11 protein-coding genes are annotated in these 19571 nt (G+C 56.2%); 9 read left to right on the top strand and 2 right to left on the bottom strand.

The features are described 5' to 3' along the window. The first annotated feature begins 281 nt into the window (after positions 1 to 281). Genes RB_RS19210 through RB_RS19200 form a run of 3 tightly spaced genes read left to right on the top strand, consistent with a single transcriptional unit; the run spans position 282 to position 4317 of the window. On the top strand, positions 282 to 1490 hold the full coding sequence (locus tag RB_RS19210; protein ID WP_007327198.1) for a TlpA family protein disulfide reductase: 1209 nt from the start codon (positions 282 to 284) through the stop codon (positions 1488 to 1490). Beyond that, a complete protein-coding gene (locus RB_RS19205) occupies positions 1487 to 3010 on the top strand; it encodes a sugar ABC transporter ATP-binding protein (protein WP_011122276.1) in 1524 nt (507 codons plus the stop codon). Before RB_RS19210 ends, RB_RS19205 begins: the two co-directional genes overlap by 4 nt. A gap of 20 nt (positions 3011 to 3030) precedes the next feature. Beyond that, positions 3031 to 4317, top strand: a complete 1287-nt coding sequence (locus RB_RS19200) for an ABC transporter permease (protein WP_164922231.1) — start codon at positions 3031 to 3033, stop codon at positions 4315 to 4317. 42 nt (positions 4318 to 4359) lie between these two features. Here RB_RS19200 and RB_RS19195 read toward each other — a convergent pair whose 3' ends face one another. Next, positions 4360 to 5517 (bottom strand): S1C family serine protease, encoded by a 1158-nt coding sequence (locus RB_RS19195; protein ID WP_164922945.1) that lies wholly within the window; start codon positions 5515 to 5517, stop codon positions 4360 to 4362. 614 nt (positions 5518 to 6131) lie between these two features. On the opposite strand from RB_RS19195, the gene RB_RS19190 reads away from it, so the two are divergent. The 6 genes from RB_RS19190 to RB_RS19165 all read left to right on the top strand — a co-directional run bounded on the left by RB_RS19190 (position 6132) and on the right by RB_RS19165 (position 17301). After that, positions 6132 to 11600 carry a cadherin domain-containing protein gene (locus RB_RS19190; protein ID WP_231845795.1) on the top strand — a complete coding sequence of 1823 codons (5469 nt, stop codon included), beginning with the start codon at positions 6132 to 6134 and terminating at the stop codon, positions 11598 to 11600. Between the two features lie 18 nt (positions 11601 to 11618). Further along, the gene (locus RB_RS19185; protein WP_011122271.1) at positions 11619 to 13607 is read left to right on the top strand and encodes a RecQ family ATP-dependent DNA helicase; all 1989 of its coding nucleotides are present in this window, start codon (positions 11619 to 11621) and stop codon (positions 13605 to 13607) included. Between the two features lie 248 nt (positions 13608 to 13855). Beyond that, positions 13856 to 14473, top strand: coding sequence for an imidazole glycerol phosphate synthase subunit HisH (gene hisH, locus RB_RS19180; protein ID WP_007333911.1), 618 nt, complete (start codon positions 13856 to 13858; stop codon positions 14471 to 14473). Between the two features lie 32 nt (positions 14474 to 14505). After that, positions 14506 to 15063, top strand: coding sequence for a hypothetical protein (locus RB_RS19175; protein ID WP_011122270.1), 558 nt, complete (start codon positions 14506 to 14508; stop codon positions 15061 to 15063). Positions 15064 to 15247: 184 nt separating this feature from the next. After that, positions 15248 to 16267, top strand: a complete 1020-nt coding sequence (locus tag RB_RS19170) for a sugar phosphate isomerase/epimerase family protein (protein WP_011122269.1) — start codon at positions 15248 to 15250, stop codon at positions 16265 to 16267. Positions 16268 to 16272: 5 nt separating this feature from the next. Beyond that, positions 16273 to 17301 (top strand): bile acid:sodium symporter family protein, encoded by a 1029-nt coding sequence (locus RB_RS19165; RefSeq protein WP_011122268.1) that lies wholly within the window; start codon positions 16273 to 16275, stop codon positions 17299 to 17301. Positions 17302 to 17854: 553 nt separating this feature from the next. On the opposite strand, the gene rtcR is transcribed toward RB_RS19165, so the two are convergent. Continuing rightward, positions 17855 to 19471 carry an RNA repair transcriptional activator RtcR gene (gene rtcR, locus RB_RS19160; protein WP_011122266.1) on the bottom strand — a complete coding sequence of 539 codons (1617 nt, stop codon included), beginning with the start codon at positions 19469 to 19471 and terminating at the stop codon, positions 17855 to 17857. Between the last annotated feature and the right edge of the window lie 100 nt (positions 19472 to 19571).

The raw sequence follows: 19571 nt of genomic DNA, 5'->3' as shown, positions 1-19571 counted from the left end.
ATCTCTGGGAACGAGGCGTTCCCGGGTGGCGGTTGGGCTGCAACGTTCGCTTCGCGCTGGATTCGTGGACGATGAACAATTCGGCGTTTGGTGCACTACAGTATGCGTATTGCACTGCATCCGATGACCGCCGTCGCATTGTCCCGCGAAAAGTTGCCGTTGAGGCTGCTTTAAATTCGAACAGGGCGAGTGTTTTCGCCAGACAGACATTGTCAGAATGAGTGTCGAGCACCGCTCGGTCGATTTTCTTCCTTCACCAAACAAACGCAAAGTAGTTTTCAATGACCCGCTTTTTTTCGCTTCCTGTCGCGTGGACACGTAAGACTCTGCTAGGTGCCGCCTGCGGAGTTGCATTTTTGACCGGTGGCGTTGCGGCTCAAGCCGAACCGACGTTGACCGTGGGATCGAAAGCACCTTCGCTCGATATCGAGCACTACATCCACGAAGACCTCGGAAAATTCGGTCCGGTCACCGATTTCGAAGATGGCAAAATCTACGTGGTCGAGTTTTGGGCAACGTGGTGTGGTCCGTGCATCCAAAGCATGCCGCACCTGGTCGAATTGCAAGAACGACATCGCGAAAATGGCGTTCAGATCGTCAGCATCTCGGATGAAGATCTAGAAACCGTCGAAGGCATTCTGGAACGTGACTACCCAGGCAAAGAAGGTGTCACATTCGCGGAACTGACATCGGCTTACACATTGACAGTCGATCCCGACGGTTCGTCGACCGATGACTACATGCGTGCCGCCAATCAGAACGGCATCCCCGCCGCGTTTTTGGTCGGCAAGACCGGTTTGATTGAGTGGATCGGACACCCGATGAGTCTCGACGAGCCGTTGGAACAAGTCATCGAAGGAACATGGGACCGCGAAGCTTTCAAAGAAGAAATGGCTCGCCAGCAACGCTTGGAAGAAGCGATGCAAAAGGTCAATCGTATGGCCGGTGAAGGAAACTTTGAGGATGCCATCAAGGTCATCGACAAGGTTTTGGAAGAGTTCGAGGGTGTGGATGACGAAATGGGGCAGTCGGTTCGTGAGCAACTGACTCAGTTCAAATACGGTCTGCGTTTGGACTCGGGCGATCTATCCGAAGACGTGATGACGTATTTCCGTGGCCAACTGAAGGAAGCGAAGGGCAACCCACAGGCCATGGCTCAGTTCTCCTACGGGTTGATGTCATCGATCCAACAAGGAGCCAAGGTTGGCAAGTTGGCGGATGAAACGCTGGTTGCACTCAACGCTGAAATCGAAGGAGCCGATCCCCAGATTCAGCCTTTGATGCACGTTCTGGTTGCTCAAATGAACGCATCGTTGGAACGATTCGATGCGGCGATCGAGGCACAGAAGAAAGCCATCGAGAAATCCGAAGGTCGGCAAAAAGAACGCATGGAAGGCATGCTCGAAGAACTGGAAGAGCTGGCCGACGTGGACTCGACCACCAAAAAGTCCGACGATGAAAAGGAAGACTCGTCGGAAGAAGGTGAGTGATCCAGCCACAGGCGGACAACCCCGATCAACCCTCTCGCTTGCGGTTGTCGGGAATCAGTAAACGGTTTGGCTCCACCCAAGCTTTGTCGAATGTTTCGATGGAAGTGGAAGGTGGCCAAGCCATCGCGGTTATCGGTGAAAACGGTGCCGGCAAAAGTACTTTGATGAAGGTGCTGGCCGGGATCGTCTCGCCGGACCAGGGTCAAATTGAATTGGACGGTCAAGTCCTTTCCTGGTCCGGACCGCGCGACGCGATTGATGCCGGGATCGCGTTGATTCATCAAGAGCTGAACCTGCACGACAACCTGAGCGTTGCCGAGAATTTGTTTCTCGGCCGTGAGCCCTCCCGATTTGGTTTGCTCGATCGGGCGGAGTTACGACGCACGGCGTCATCATGGCTGGATCGAGTTGGTTTGTCGGTGTCCCCGGATGCGCCCGTCGGGCCACTTCCCATTGCGTCCAAGCAATTGATCGAGATCGCGCGAGCTTTGTCGACCGATGCACGCGTGGTCATCATGGACGAACCGACCAGCAGTCTGAGCGAAGAGGAATCGCTGCGGTTGTTCGAGTTGATCGAACGGCTTCGCGAAGAAGGTGTTGCGATTCTCTATATCTCGCACCGCTTGCACGAAATCATTCGCTTGGCCGATCGAGTGGAAGTGCTGCGGGATGGTGAGCATGTCGAAACGTTGACGAAAGGCAATATCACGCATGATTCGATGGTTCGTGCGATGGTGGGGCGTGATCTGACGCGTCGTTCTCACGAAACCGCGAAAGAGTGTCTTGAGCCTCGACTGACCGTGTCGGGTTTGAGGGTCGGATCCCGCGCCGCACCTCCGGTTGATTTGCAGGTGCTCGGTGGCGAAGTGGTCGCCTTGGTTGGATTGGTCGGTGCAGGGCGAACCGAGATCGTAGAAACGATCTTCGGCGTCCGCGAACGGTTCGGTGGCGAGATCTTGATTGACTCCGAGCCGCTCAAAGGCGGTGTCGACTCCGCGATCGCAGCCGGATTGGCGTTGGTACCGGAAGACCGCAAGCGGACTGGGCTGTTGATCCAATCGAGTGTTCGTGACAACGCGACCATTGTTTCGATGACGCGGGACGGAGTGTTTCGCAATCGCAAAACGGAACGTGCGACGGCCGCAGAATTGATCGACCGGCTGCGAGTGAAGACTGCTTCGCAAGAAATTGAGATTGCTTCTTTGTCCGGTGGAAACCAGCAAAAGGTGGCCTTGGCGAAGTGGTTGGCCGGTGACGTGAAGGTCTTGATGCTCGATGAGCCAACACGAGGCGTCGACATTGGCGCAAAATCTGAGATCTACGAAGTGATCGATCAGTTGGCGAGCCAAGGCATGGGTGTGTTGGTGGTCAGCAGTGAAATGGAAGAAGTCTTTGCGATCGCCGATCGGGTGATTGTCATTTCCGATGGTTGTGTCGCGGGTGAATTGACAAGATCGGAATTGACCGAAGAGGCGATCATGCGTCTCGCGGTGGCAAAGGGCGAACCTGCCCAAGGTTGAATAGCCCAAGGTTGAATAGAATGCGTGGCAAGAATTTTGGCATCTTCGCGTTGTTGATCGCGATTGTGGTGATCGCGACTTGGTTGGAAGGCAACTTTGTCGCCGCGGCTAATTTGAAGACGCTGATCCGCGACACCAGTTTGTACGGATTGATTTCGATTGGCGTCGCCATGGTGATCATCACCGGCGGAATTGATTTGTCGATCGGTTCGTTGATTGCGTTGTGCGGTGTGATGATGGTTCAAGTCATCGATGTGCGCTACGAAAGATACGATGCAATTGGAAGGATCGCCGCGATCGAACGCCCGGACGAAGGTGACACGCGAATTCGCATTGATACCGGGATTGATCCAGTTCGAGCGGGTGACCGGATGGTTTACGCGGGCGCGTTCAATGAATCGAAGGCCTATCTCACCGGCCAAGTCGAAGAAGACGACAATGTTTGGCTGACGACCGGCAACCCGGCACGCTCGTTGCAAACGGGCACGGAAGTCTCTCTGGAACGCATCCGCTATACCAATCCGTTGCTCGCGTGCGGTTTGGTGTTGTTGGCCGGTGCGTTCATCGGTGCGTTGCATGGCTTGCTTGTCACTCGTGCCCACCTGCAACCGTTTGTGGTGACGCTTTGCGGATTGTTGGTCTACCGCGGTTTGGCTCGAGTTTGGACCGGTGATGATCAAGTTGGGTTGGGCAGCGCGTTGGCCGATTTCAAAGCGACGGTGACGGGCAATGTTTTTGAATTTCCGCTGCCATTGGTCGCGAAGCTATCCGGTGCGTCGGAGTCGTGGTCCGAATGGACTTGGATTGCGTTCCCCTTCACCGGTGTGTTGTTGATCATCGTGGCGTTTGCAGCCTGGGTCTTCTTGGAACACAGCGTGGCCGGACGGCATTTGTTGGCCGTCGGTGAGAACGAAGAAGCGGCTCGTTTCAGCGGCATTCGTACCGAACGGCTGATCGTGATGGCGTATATCGTCAGCGGTCTACTGGCTGCACTGGCGGGAATTCTTTTCCTGTTGGAATGGAACTCCGTGCAACCCGGATCGAGTGGCAACTTCTATGAGCTCTACGCAATCGCGGCAGCGGTCCTGGGCGGGTGCTCACTTCGTGGCGGCCGGGGGGCGGTCTTTGGTGTGATTGCGGGTGCCGCGGTGATGCGATGCCTGTACAAAGCCATCGTGGTGTTGGGCATCGAGCAGCAATGGGAGATGGTCATCATCGGCGGAGCATTACTGGCAAGCGTGCTGTTCGATGAAATCTGGCGGCGTTACCAGTTATGGAAGTCGGCCAAGTCGGTGGCCACCAACTAGACCGCGGTGAGCCCTAAGATCAAGTTGACGTGAGCCTGACGATCAGGGTTGGAACGTCAACGTGACTTCCGTGCGATAGCGTTTACCATCCCGAAGGATCACCATCGAGATCGGTCGTTGATCGGGCTGGGCCATGCCAGCCAGTGCGACCAGGTGATCGTCGTCTTCGACGTTGATGGAATCGAATTGCAGGATGATGTCGCCTCGTTGCAGATGGGCCAGTTCGGCTGGCGAACCAGGACGAATGTCCTTCACGCGAGCTCCACCCAATTTGATTTCTTCTTGCGAACCAAATCGCGAATCGAAGTCGGGCGTGATTTTCATCGAAGCGTAAATGCCCGATGCTGGAGACAGATCCGCAGCGGCAAAATTGGGGTCCAGCGTCACGCCGAGGTACCCGCGACGCAGGCGACCATGAACGATCAGTTCCTCCGCGACGCGAGCGGCCATGTTAATCGGAATTGCGAATCCAATGCCTTCGCTGCCACCGCTGCTGCTGGCAATCGCGGTGTTCAGAGCGATCACTTCGCCGCGAAGGTTCAACAACGGGCCACCGCTGTTACCGGGATTGATTGCGGCGTCGGTTTGGAAGAAATCCTGCAGGTCAATTCGTTCTTCACCCAGCGACAAGTCACGGCGACCCTTTGCACTCAAGATGCCAAACGTGACCGAGTGACTCAGACCGAACGGGCTGCCGATCGCGATGACGAAATCGCCGATCTGGACCTCGTCGCTGTTGGCCAACCGAGCGGCTGGTGGCATCTTGGCAAACGAACTGGTTCCACGACGGATCGAGTCTCGCTCGGCCGATTCGATTCCCGCGATGGACGGCGACAGTTTCATGACGGCAACGTCAGTGTTGGGGTCCATCAAAATCTTTTCCGGCACCCAACGTCGACCGTCGCTGGTACGCATCACGATTTGATTGGATGCGGCACCCTTGATGACATGACGGTTGGTCAAAACCCAAGATTCACCCGCGACATCGAGAACGACACCACTGCCGGCTTCATCAAACGATTCGGCCGTCGCACCACTGCCTTGCGTTTTGTGAGCTTCGATATGAATCACGCTGGGTTTGACCAAGTGGCTGACCCGGCGGACCAGATTGCCCAACCGGTCGAAGTGTTCAAACTCTTCGGCCAGGTCGTCGAACAAGCGATCTCGCGTCACGTCGACTTGGTCTGGCGTCGGCATCATCGTGCCGGACCGTGGGCCTTCCAAGCGAGAGCCACCGCTGACGATGTCACGGTCCGTGGCTACCCGCATGCTTTTGCGTGGCCCGTTGTCTTGGGCTGATACCAGCGGGCTATGGTGAACTCCAGACAACAATGCCAGCAGCGCTAGTGTCGCTGTTTGGATGGTTGTTCTGCAGGAAAGACTCATCGAAGTTCCATCCGCGATTGGGAAGTGTTTGCCGGAAATTGGCATACGACTGCATTCGTCACGTTGGAGATTGATCACGTTGGCGAACGTCCGGACGCGGGAGTTGAACGATGAGGAACGGGGGTGCCCCGGACACAAAACGATCGAAGGGACGATCGGAAATGCGGGGCGATTCTACGCATCGTCCAAGTCGCGGGACCAGCTTTTGTTTGCCAGCGGGGTGACGCATAACTGCCAGAAACCAACCAATCCGAACGTGAATCTGAGGGATTTCGCTCAATCCGAGCGGCGAATGGTAATGATTGTTCCGGTCTTTTGGGTTAAAGGGGCGTTCTGTGTTGTTTGGCGGGGGGCTGACATTTATTCTGAGGGCAATTATCTGGTCCCTTGATTAGGGGATTCATCGCACGCGAATGGCTGGTCTCATCATGAAACGTACACCTTGGAAAGCTCGACCGTCTCAGTCCCGCACAGGATCGAAAAACGCTCGCGTTCGATCAGAGCGACGAAAACTTGCACGGCGGCGGCACAGCCGGATGGAGACACTTGAGAGCCGTCATTTGTTGGCGGCGATCAGTGGCGAAGTGTTTCTAGATCTCAATCAAGACAGTACTCGCCAGGGCACCGAGAACGGTGCCGCCGACATTCGCGTGTACTTGGATGAGAACGTCAATGGAAGAATGGACGAAGGCGAAGAGTCTGTTTTGACCGACTCCGCCGGGTTCTTCTCGTTCTCGCAATTGCCCGCCGGCGACTACCACGTTCGCGTTTTGCCAGAACAAGGATTGGTGCAGACCGCACCTCAAAAGACGTTTGGTTTGTTGGAAACCGTGACGCAGGAATCAGGAGTGAACGTCCGTGCGTCGCAAGCGTTTCAGTTCGGAACGCATGAGGTCGACAACCAACGATTGGTGGAGTTGCTCGGCCAACCCATCACCAGCCGGCTCGATGGTATCACTCGAATCAACGATGGCGATTTGTTGGCGGTTGATACCCGCGCCAACGAGGTGTTCCGGATCGACCCCAGCAACGGTGAGATCACTCGTCTGGGAAATACCAACGTCGATATCGTCGGCGGCTTGGCTTACGACGCGGTGACCGACAGTGTTTACACCTTGGTGCGAGGTGGTGGCGACAACACGTTGCGACGTCTGGCCAGTTTGGATGTGAACACGGCAAAGGCGACGTTGATCGGCGGCGGCCGTTCAGGCTTGGCATCGGTCGCTGACATCACGTTCGATCCTGTCAATCGACGCCTCATCGGTTTTGATGACACGGACAATGAGTTCTTTGCATTTGACATGTTCGGTAATGGGCGGACGCTGTCTTACACGTCGCGAAGTGTCGACACATTCACGATGAGTTTGGCGGGGTCGGATCTGACGGCGGCTTTGCCAGCTGATGCGACCTACGTCACGTTGTTTGATGCGGATGACACCGGGTTGGTGTCGACCATTTTGGTGGATGTCGACACCGGTTTGGTTTCTGATTCCTTCCGTGTGAATCAACCGATTAAACCGGTCGCGCTGACTCGGCCAACGACGGGCAATAATTCTCAGTACGTCGAAGTGACTGAGTTTCAAACCGTGGCCGGATTGCAGTTTGGAATCTCGCCTGATGTGATCGGCTTCCGAGTTCGTCCCAGTAACCCTGAATCAGGGGTTGGGGCGTTGGGACAAGAAGGATTGACCGTCGTTGGCGGTGCCATTGGCGCTGATGTGGTGGAAGTCACGCTGAACAGGCAACCTGATTCCGATGTGGTCCTTGACCTGGACGTGATCGCTCCAGCCGGAAGCAATCCTGGGGTGATCCTGGAAACCAATCAGCTCGTGTTCACGCCCGATGACTGGAATCAGGTCCGCCGTGTGATGGTTTCGCCAGATCCAGACAATCCAGTCAACGTGATCACCAACATCGATCTTGAGATCGTCGTGGATCGTGATCTATCCGATGCGGCTTGGATCAATCTGCCGTTGCGAACGATGGAAATTCGCGTTCTGCCACCCGTGTTGTCGGTGGATTTGAATCAACCGGTGATCAACGAATTGATGATCGAAGCAGGGTTCACTTCCACGTTCAACGACTTGACCGATCAATACATCGAATTGCGCGGGATGCCCAACCAGCGGTTGGAGGATGGAACGTACTTCGTTGCCATTTCCGAAGACAACTTCAACGAGGGATCTGTCGAGACCATCATCGACTTGTCGGGACAAACGTTTGGCGCCAACGGTTTCCTCGTGCTGCTGCAAGAAGGCAACTCATACGAAGCAGCGTTTGGGTCGCGAGTGTTGGAAAGTGACCAGTCTGGTTTTCTGGGTTTGCCCGATGGGATTTATTCAGATGAGTCGAACGACGGTTCCTTGTTTCGCAACTTTGACAACCGCGGCTACTTCTTGATCCAATCGGACGTTCCGCCCGCACTTGGAGATGACATCGACACGGATGACGACCAGCGAGCGGACGAAGGTGGTTTGCTGTCGACTTGGAATGTGTTGGATGCGGTTTCGATTCAAGACTACGTCTTTGGCGACAACTTCTCATATGCGCCGATTCTGTTTGCTGAAAACATCAGTTCCACGGCCCGGAGTTATGTCTTGCCGCCTGGCGGAACGGTCGTGGAAGCCGACGGTTTTGGCTACGTCGGTCGATTGGGCGATTCCATCGGATCCTCGGCAGAGGATTGGGTGTTTGGAACACCCGTTGATGCGGCCAACGGATCCGCCATTGAGTTCGAGAACGGCGGAAGGTACGAGTTGCTGTCGTCATCCGTCTCTCAACCGGCACTCGCGGATCGATTGCTCAACCACATCGGCGAAAGCAACTTTGTTGGTGGCGCTCGCGGACAGATTTTGCTGGCACCTTCAGCGGGTGCTATCGCCGATGGAGCTTCAGCGGATCTGCGATTGCCCGGTCAGGGAATCACCGTTTTCGCGGACACCAATGACAACGATCGGTTGGACGATTTGACATTTGTCGTTGAGCCTGATGACGTGGTGCCACCGTTCGATCCGCTGGACCCAACCGTTCAGGATCTGACGTATGTGCTCACAAACGAATTCCCAGGCGTGACCGTTACCAGCACGAGTGGCAATTTCTTCTCGAATACGCCGATCCTGGCCGAACGCCAATATCTGAGTGGCCGAATCAGCGGCAACCGAGTGTTCAGTGATGGCGGCTTCCAGCAATTTTCAACCTTCAACCGGTTGCGGTTTGATTTCTATCGTCCCGTGAAGTCGGTTTCGATTGACGCTCTCGGCAGTGCGTTCACGTCGTTGGTTTCTTACGGCCGTTTGGATGCGTTCAATGCTGATGGCGATCTGATCGCCACCGCGGTGAGCGGCGTGTTGGTCAATGGTCGCCGAGAAACGGTGACGTTGTCGGTCCCTTCGGATGAGATCGTTCGCGTTGAAGCGTATTCGGACACCACCATCACCGGCGGGACAACGTTTGGTGCCTTCGATCGATTGACTTACGTCCAAAGCGAAGCATCCACGGTGACGGACCAAGACGGTATCTATGAGTTGCGGTCGCTGTTCGAAGGCGACTATGACTTGCAAGTCCAAACCGGAACCGGTGCGACGGCGTTGTTGGGGACGGCTGAGCATTCTTTCACCGTGTCACGCTTTGATAACTTTGTTTTCGAAGATGTGTTTCGGGTGAACACGCTGCCGAAGACGACCGATCAAGTCATTTTGGTGGATGAGAATCTGCCGGTCGGAACCGAAATCCTCGTTCAGCAAGCTGATGATGCTGATCAGCCAGCCGACGGTGGTGTGCCATTGTTGTACGAGATCATTGGTGGCAACTCGGCAGGATTGGTCGTCAATTCGTCCACCGGAAATCTGACCGTGACAGCCGACTCGGACTTGGATTTCGAAACTGAGCCCAACCGAATCATCACGATGCGAATCACGGATGCCGCGGGGGCAAAGACCACCAACCGCATCACGATTTCGCTGCGAGATATCAACGAGGCTCCAGTGGTGCAGGACACACCGCTGGTGGTCACGGAAGATGTGCCGGCGGGTTCCGCGATTGGACGCGTCAAAGCGTTTGATCCCGACGTCGCATTCCGTCAACAGTTGTCGTTCGAACTGGTCGGCGGCGAAGCCCAGAATGACTTCAGCGTTGATCCGATCACCGGCGTGGTAACGTTGCTGAATGCGGATAGTTTGGATTTCGAGAACAACACGCAGCGAACCCTGTTGGTTCGAGTTAGTGATGACGCTGCGATTCCTGCAGAAAGCATTGTTGAACAGCGAATCTTAGTGCTCAACGAGAATGACCGGCCGACGATCGCACAAACACAGTTCGCTGTGTCGGAAGACGCAACGGGAGAGTTGTTCCGCTTGGAAGTCGACGATCCCGATGAAGGACAGATGCATCAATTCGAAGTGGTCGGCGGAGTCGCGGCCAACTTCGTTCGTGTCACCCAGGAAGGTGCCGTGCGGTTGTTGCCCGGTGCGGAATTGGATTTCGAAACATTCCCGAATATGACATTGCGAGTTCGCGTCAGCGACAATGGTGGCCCGCCATTGGCCGAAACGGTGAACGTCCAGATTTCCGTTTTGGGTGTGAACGAACAACCGAAACTGCAACCGTCGGTGGTCCAGTTCAACGAGGGCAGCGTACCCTCCGCGGACCAACTTTTGACGCTGGTGGATCCGGAACAACGACCGCAGGATCACAGCATTGAACTGCTGGACGGTCCATCGAATTCATTGTTCGAGTTTGTTGCCGGAACCGGCACTGATGCGGGAACCGGAACACTCCGAATCGCGTCTGGAGTGGAACTGGATTTTGAGGATCAATCGGTCCACCAATTGAGCTTCCGAATCACAGATACTGTTGATAGCTCGGTCGCACCATTCACGGCGACGTTGTTGGTAGAAGTGCTGAACCGAAATGAGAATCCCACGATTACCACCGAACGTGTTGTTGTTTCGGAGGTGCCGTATCCAAACGGTGCACCCACCTCGAGCGACAATTGGGTGATTGTCGGGCGGATCGGTGTGGCTGATCCTGACGGCGATTTGGTGACAACCCAATTGGTCGGTGGCACCGGGTTTGCCAACTTCGACTTGGATCCCAATTCGAGATTGCTTCGGGTTCGTCCGAACGCTGTCTTTGATGTCGATGCACCTGACGCACCGGCACAAACATTGGTGATTCGAGCGGACGATGGAACCGCAACGACGGATCGCACCATCACAGTGCAAGTCAACAACGTCAACGAACCACCCGTGTTTGACATGGCGATGGCCGATGCAACTTTCCAAGACCGGTCGTTGGTCAGTGGGCAATACCTGGAATTCCAATTGCCCGATAACATGGTCAGTGATCCAGAAGGCGGAAACTTCTCGATCCGCATCTTTGGTCAATCGGGTACCTTGCCGAGCTGGATGAAGTACGACATCGAAACACAAACGCTAGTTGCAACACCGGGACCATTCGACACTGGTGTCTACAACCTGACGGCTCGTGCGTTGGAGTTTGGGCCTCGGCCACTGGCCACGGATGTGCAGTTCACTTACACGGTCGGGTTGGGACAAACACCATTCCAAAACGCTCGCAACCGTTACGATGTCGATCGAAACCAATCGGTCGCCCCTTTGGATGCACTGCGGATCATCAACTACCTCGAAGCAAACGGACCCGGTCGTTTGGAGCCCGGAAACATGCAGTCGTTCCCGGGGTACCTGGATGTTTCGGGCAACGGTGAAGTGACCTCATTGGACGCGTTGATGGTGATCAACGAGATCAATCGTCTGGAGGAAGAAAACGCTGGGGCCGAACCGGTTTTGGTCGAGATTTCGGCTGACGACTTCTTGCGTCGCGAAGACGCGGTAGACGAAGTTTTGGCGGCTGAATTCGATTCCCCCTCGCTGTTCTGAAGGAAGTAACGGGTCACGATGGAAGAAACGGGCACGGACGCCGAGAATGCTTCCATCGATCCAAGCATGCTTTCAACCCGCTGGGCAATTGCTGAGCGGGTGTTGAGTGATGCGTTTGGTTTTGATCGTTTGCTGCCGCCGCAGAAGAAGGTCATCGAGCGACTGTTTGACGGTCGCAACGTGGTCGCGGTGATGCCGACGGGAAGTGGCAAAAGTTTGTGCTACCAACTGGTCAGCCAATGCTTGCCGCACCTGACAGTGGTTGTTTCACCCTTGGTCGCTTTGATGAAGGACCAAGGCGATTCGCTGAAACGACGGGGCATTGAGGTCGCCAGGCTCGACCATTCCGCCTCGCCGCAGGAACTTCGTTTGGACTTGAAACGGGTTCGTTCGGGCCACTGCAAGTTGCTGTATGTTTCCCCAGAACGCTTTTTCAATGAGCGTTTTCGTGCGGTCTTGGGTGAGACACCGATTTCAATGTTGGCGGTCGACGAAGCCCACTGCATGAGCGAATGGGGGCACCACTTTCGGCCCGATTATCTTCGGTTGCCGGACGTGGTGGAGGAGCATAGCATCCCGCAAGTGTTGGCGCTGACAGCGACGGCACCTCAACGCGTCGTTCGCGAAATTCGATCGGCGTTTGGGTTGGAACGAACTGATGTTGTGAAGGTCCCCACGCATCGATCGAATTTGCATCTGCAATGCACACAGGTGACTTCCCGTGAGCGGGACGAGCGGTTGCTGGAACAGCTTCGGAAGGCAGCGAAGTCACGCAGCAAGGGTGTCACGATTGTCTATGTCACTCGTCGCCGGACCGCCGAACAACTGGCCGAGTCGCTCAACGAAGAGGGCCTTTCTGCGATGGCCTACCACGCAGGGTTGACCAGCGAACAGCGTGATTCCATTCAGCAGTGGTTTTTGGAATCCAACAACGGCATCTTGGTCGGCACGGTGGCCTTTGGCATGGGCGTGGACAAACCCAATGTTCGCCGAGTGATTCACTACAACCCTTCGTCGTCGTTGGAAGGGTACAGCCAAGAGATTGGACGAGGCGGCCGGGATGGCAAAGCGACCCAATGTCAAACATGGTTGGTTCCCGAAGACCAAATCGCGATTCGCAATTTGCCGTGCAGTGACTGGCCGACGAAAGAGTCCGTGGAACGTTTGTTGGATCGGTTGATCGGCCAACCGGATTCGTTTTATCTGTCGCTCGGCAAGCTGGCTTGGGAAGTGAACTTGTCTTCTGGAGTGGTCGGCACGTTCATGATTCAGTTGCGGCAGCGTGGGCACCTGGAGTTGCTGCCGGCTCGGTATGACGTTTATCGCGTCAAACCAAGGTGCGACATTTCGGAAATCGTTTCGCGAAGTGACGCGATCGATCCGGAGGCGGTTTCCGCGATTGTTGCCTCGTTGGTCAAAGCCAAGCGTGCGTACCGGGTCAATTTGGTGGTGGCGACGCGTCAGTATCGTGTGCCTCGAAACCGCTTAGTGGCGGCGCTCGAAGAGTTGTCGTTGTCTGGAGTCATCGAGTTAGAATCGTCCGAACTGATGCATGGGTACCGCTGGGTGGAACGAATCGCTCGGCCCGCAGCGACGGTGAAGCACTTGTTGAAACGTTTTGACGCGTCGATGGAGGCAACCCAGCAACGCATCGATTCGATGATGGAATTCATTGCCTGCAAGGAGTGTTTGCCAGTCGCGATGGCGGCTCATTTCGGTTCACGCCGTTCGCGTCCCTGCGGGAAATGCTCGACTTGTCGCGGCGAGGGGCCGTGGGATACCCAGTTGAATCCACCTGATTCGATTGGAGATTCGGCCCAAAGAGCGATGACCGATGCGATCGCGGAATATCCCGACCTCTTTTCAGATCCGATCGATCAGGCCAAATTCCTGTGTGGCTTGTACACGCCCGCTTTCATGCGTTTTCGTGTGAACCGGCATTTTGGCTTTGGTGTCTGTGAATCTGTTCCCTTCACCACCGTTTTGGCGGCGATGAGGGCGAACTGATTCTTGGCGGTCATCCGCTCGCCGGCTGTTGATTTACTGAGCCGTTGCGGAGGTACCCTTGGTTCCATCACCAAAAAACCGGGGCTAACGCCCGTCGGCTAAAGACTGAGTAAATCAACCTGTCGTCGCACGTCGGGTTAGGACTCGCAAGCTGATGTTGTAAAACGACCGATGGCACACGATTCTCTTGACTTTGTTCTCTCGTCACCACATTCCCGCGAAACCGCTTTTTTTTAAGACTGGCACCCATGATCACCATCGTTGACTATCAAATGGGAAACCTCCGCAGTGTCCAAAAGGCGGTGGAACGTTCGGGCGTGGAGGCGGAGATCACCAGTGATGCTAGCCAGATCGCAGCGGCCGAGCGATTGATCCTGCCGGGTGTGGGAGCGTTTGGGGATGCGATTGGCGAGATTCGTCGCCGCGATCTGGAGAAGCCGATCAAAGATTTCATCGCTTCGGGCAAACCCTTTTTGGGAATCTGCCTGGGGCTGCAGATGCTGTTCGAGCAAGGCTTCGAGGGCGGCACCCACGAAGGGCTCGGCGTGTTGGGCGGCGATGTGGTCGCATTCGAATTGCCCGCCGAGTTCAAGGTCCCACACATGGGTTGGAACGCGGTCGATGTGAAGGACGCCGGTGCCGACCTCGGGATTCAATCCGGAACGCATTTCTACTTTGTCCACTCCTATTTCGTTCGCCCGGCCGATCCATCGGTGGTCGCATTGACATGTGATTACGGTGGCGAGTTTTGTGCCGCCGTGCGTCGTGGCAATTTGATGGCGACCCAGTTCCACCCCGAGAAGAGCCAGGGAGACGGACTGCGATTGATGCAGCGTTTCGCGACCGCGCCGGTCGAAGTCGCCTGATTCATTCGCCATCCAACCACGAGCACACTCGCATGTCTTCTTCCATCTCGACGCCTCCCGCCCACCAGTTGCAAACCGAAAATGGGAGTTTGCAAATCCGGTTTGAGTGGCAACAAGATCGCTACGCCCACATCGTTCGCTGGCAGTCCGAAACGGGCGAGGTTGCCGAAGCTCGCAGCGTGGAAGGTTCATCCGATCAGGATTGGCCCGCCTCGCCAGCACTTCAGCAGTTGTCGACCGAAACCATCGAAGGTGTGCCGACGATCCTGGGAGTCGGCTGTGCCGGCAGCAGTCACTTCAGTGTCAGCGTGCAAGTGTTGGAAAAGGCGGATGCGGAGGAGAGCGATTCAGAATCTCCCCGCGTTCGATTCGATTGGGCAGTGAGAATGTCCGCCTCGGATGCCAAGGAGCATCCCGTTGCCAATTTAGGAACCCAGTACGCGGCGGAAAACATGCTCGCGACATCGTTGTTGGGGCAAACCCAATCGGTTCGTGATTCGGACTCTGATGGTGGAATACGGTTCGTGCCGGATCAATCCGCTGGTGGTCCAACGCGGCAGTGGAGCTACGATCTGCTCGGGGCGACTTAGGGGTTTTGTAGTGGAAGGGCGGGAGCTCTCCGGTGACGCGGAACCGGGCGGCTCGCGCCGCTCCGCTAAGAGGGGAAGACCGGGCGACTCACGCTGCTCCGCTGGGAGCGAACGCAAAGCAACCGACCGTTTGGTCTTCATTTGAAATACACTGTGGGTTTTCATTCCTCAGGATGCTGCCTCGATGTCGAACACCTTTCCTCGTCGCCAAGCGTTGTTGGCGGCCTCAACTGTCGCCGCCGCACTGCCCGCCTCGCAACTTTTCGCGTCCGAGTCACCCACGACGCTGACGGCGGCGAAATCGTCGGTCGACGCGATTCCGACGCCACCGCTGGCAATGAACACCAGCACGCTTCGCGGACACAACTTGACCGTGCCCCAGCAAATCGAGGTCGTTTCCAAAGCTGGGTTTGATGGGATCGAACCATGGATTCGCGATCTGCGAAGCTATGTCGATGGTGGCGGCAGCGTTTCTGATTTGAAGAAACAACTCGACGATTCAGGATTGAATGTTGTCGGCGCGATCGGTTTTGCTCGTTGGATCGTTGACGATCCGGCGGCACGCCAAGCTGGTTTGGAGGAGGCCAAGCGGGACATGGAGTTGGTCGCTTCGCTCGGCGGCAAGCAAATGGCCGCGCCTCCGATCGGCGTTCATCGAAAGGAAGAACTTGGTGATGGTGGTGCGCCGTCGCTGGAGACAATCGGTGAACGTTACCGGGCGATTTTGGAGCTTGGCGACACGATGGGAGTGACACCGTTGCTGGAGCTTTGGGGTTTCTCGCCGGTGCTGCATCGGTTGGCAGAGTTGGCTTACGTCTCGACGGCGGCGGCTCACCCGTCCGCCGCGGTGCTGCCGGATTTCTATCACATTTACAAAGGCGGCAATGACATGTCGTCGCTGGGCATGATCGAAGCCTCACGCATGCCGCTGTTCCACATCAATGACTATCCCGCTCAGCCCGGCATCGATGTGATCGCCGACAAAGATCGCGTGTACCCGGGCGATGGAGTGTGTGACTTGGTCGGCACCATTTCCATGTTGCTTCGCAACGGATTTGTTGGCACGTTTTCGTTGGAGTTGTTCAATCCGACTTATTGGAAGCTGCCCGCGGAAAAGGTCGCCGCGGAAGGTTGCCAGAAATCGCGTGACGTGATCGCGAAAGCGGTCGAAGCGGCCCAGCAAGCCTCGGCCGCGCAGGCTTGAACTGAATGAAACCACTTTTGGCCTGGGGACGACGGCACGGGTTTCTTCTGACGTTGGCGGTCTTGTTCGCGATTGGATTCACCGCCGCTGATTACCTTCGACCGGTGGCGGAGCAGGACTGGCTTCGCAGTGCGGTGGTGTTCGCCGTGATGTGGGCCTCGGGCATGACGCTGCCTTTGCGTTCGGTGACCGATGCGGTGCGGAGACCGACCGCGGTGTTGGCAGCGGTCAGCCTGAACACAGTGGCGGTCCCTTTGGCCGCATGGTGGATTGCAGGATGGATCGCACCAGAATGGAAGTTGTCGTTCTATGTGGCGTCGTTGGTGCCATGCACGCTCGCGTCGGCGATGGTGTGGACGCGTCGAGCTGGCGGTGACGATTCGATCCCGATGTTGACTACGGTCGTGACCAATCTCGCCTGCGTCGGTGTGATCCCGCTGGGATGGTGGTTGGTTTCGGACACCGAAGCGGTGGCGGAGCTCACTCGCGGGCTGCAGGAGATCGGGGCAGCCGTTGGTGGCGACGGATCGGGTGGTCAGACACTGGCGAGCCAGGCGATCAAGCTAGGATTGGTGGTGGTGGCACCGTTGACATTGGCCCAGTGCATGCGGCATTGGGGATGGGCCGAGTGGGCCGATCGAGCCAAGCCGACTTTGTCCTGGGCAGCTCAGGGAGGCATCCTGATCATGGTGCTGTTCGGCGCCGTGACCACCGCTGACAAGTTGGTTTCCATCACCGAGGAAGACGGCGTGGCCGTGTTTGCTCAACTGATTGCGGCCGCATCTGTGATTCACTTGGTGTGCTTGTTGATTGGGATCCTGTTCACGCGTTGGATCTTAGGCCGGGGGCGCGAGACACAAATCGCGGTGGGTTTCTCGGCCAGTCAGAAAACGCTTGCGATTGGCCTGCAAGCGTCCATGGACCTGGGAGTCAGCGTGTTGCCAATGATCGTTTACCACATCACTCAGTTGGTCTGGGACACGGTGGTCGCCGATGCTTGGTTGGCGAAGGGGAACAAGGATACGGCCGAGTGATGTACGGTTAGCAGGCTGTTGATTTAGTCGCATACCGAATGACAATCATCAGCCGTTGGGCGTTAGCCCCGGTTGGCGTCTAATCAACCGCCGCTAACGCGGTGCGGCTCAATAATTCAACAGCCTGTTAGGTCTTGTGTGAGCCGTTCGAAACTTGAGATCTCCACCGCCTTCTGCAGTGCGTGTATTTTCAGTCACCTCTCCCCCGACGAAGTTGGGGGAGAGCAACAGCGATATACTAGGTCGGAGCAAGCGTTCAGCGAGATCCGGGTGAGGGGGTCTCGCGATTTGTGAAGCCAAGTTTGCTGTGCATCGCCCCCTCACCCGAACAGGGCCTCGATCGGCCCGTTCGACCTCTCCCCCAGCTTCGCCGGGGGAGAGGTGACGCATTGATTTAAACCAAGATCTGCGTCTGCCAGAATCATTGCACCTCGAAGGGAGCCAAGAACAGCAAGCGACTCGCTTAGCGGTGCGGCGCGAGCTACCCGGTGAGGAACCGGAGGGCTCACGCACTGTCTTGACGGGGATGGCAGGCTGGAAGCCTATCCCACGTTCAGAGCAGCTCATCCCAGCTCAAGCCGAAGCGTTGCAGGTACTTTCGCAATCGGTCGGCGTCGTTGGGTTTTGCCTTGGCTTTTCTTGAGACCGCGAACAAGGTGCGGCCGGCTTGTGATAGCGATCGGCTTTGGCGGCAAACTCGGATGACCTCGGCGAGCTGCACGCGGTCGAAATGATCGAGCTGTGCGATTTGCGAATCATCCAAGCAACTGGTCAAGACGTCGTCGTCACCGCGAGCGTCCGTTGTTTGCCAGCTTGATCGCAGTCGGGCGATTTCTTCGGTTACCAAGTCGATTGTGATGCGCCCGCCTTCGGCCAGCGTTCCCATTCGGGTCACAGCCGCATTGAGATCACGAAAATTCGCGTTCCAAGGAGTCGCTGGATCCATGGCAAAATCAAGGAACGCTTTGCGAGCCTCTTTGCTGATCGTGATCTTCTGGCCATTGTTGCGAGTGAATTGTTGCAGTTCGTAGTCCAGGTTGGGATCGATGTCAGCTCTTCGTTCGCTCAGTCCGGGAAGTCGAAAGGACCAAAGGTTGATCCTTGCCAACAAGTCTTCACGAAATTTTCCTGCACTGACTTCGGCCATCAAATCGCGATTCGTTCCCGCGATCAATTGAAAGTCGCTGTGGATGCTTTGGTCGGAACCAACTGGTGTGAACTCCTTCTCTTCGATCGCACGCAACAACATGGCTTGTTCATCGAGTCCGAGTTCGCCGATTTCGTCGAGAAACAGCATGCCTTCATCCGCGGATTTGAGCAGTCCCGCACGGGCGGAGTTCGCCCCGGTGAAAGCTCCTTTGGTGTGACCGAACAAGGCGGACATGGCCTGTTCGCCTCGGATCGTTGCGCAGTTGACTTCGATGAATGGGCCGCTGACTTGACGCCGGCTGTGCTTGAGTTCGTAGATCAGTTTGGCGAGTTGCGTTTTGCCTGCACCGGTTGGTCCCGACATCAGGATGGGAGCTTTGGTCGCCAACGTGACTTTCTCGATTCGATCAATCAAGGCATTGAAGGATTCGTCTTTCGTTTCGATACCACGTTTCAGGATCGAGCGTGCTTCATCGTGTTCCTGCCGAAAACGCTTGGCCAGTTCGTCGTAGCGGGACAGATCCAAGTCGATGATTTGGAACGTCCCCTGAACCGAGGCGGCTTCGGCTTGTTTTGACCGGCCTCGTCCCGGTGGCGGCGACGTTTGAATCAGCCGCCCGGGCAAGTGCCGGGACTCCGTCAGCAGGAACAGGCAGATCTGTGCGACGTGCGTCCCCGTGGTGATATGCATCAAATAGTCTTCGGCGTCGGTATCAAACGCGTACTCGCGAGAGAACTGATGCAGTCCCGCGTAAACCTCCTCCAAATCCCAAGGGTCTTTGAGGGTGACCGGATGGGCTCGCACGGACGTCTCGGGTGAGACGGTTTCGATGTCCTGAATCACCTGATTGGCAAGCTTGGAATAGCGGCGTTCGACGATCAGCTCGAATCGATCGACGATCAAGTCCTCTTGCTGGCAGATCGCAACGGTCGGACGCCACGTGGCCCATCGATCACGAGATTTCCGAGGTTGATCCAAATGGACTCCGAGTAAACCGATGACGACGCATTTTTTGTTCATAGATCACAGTATAAGCAGGGATCTGGCAGGATAGGGTTTCTTTGATTTCGGTTGCTGGGTTGGAAAGCTTCGTTGTTCGTAAGTGCTTGATGAGTAGTTG

The organism is Rhodopirellula baltica SH 1 (assembly GCF_000196115.1).
Lineage (GTDB): Bacteria > Planctomycetota > Planctomycetia > Pirellulales > Pirellulaceae > Rhodopirellula > Rhodopirellula baltica.
This window is presented reverse-complemented; position numbering and strand designations above follow the sequence as displayed.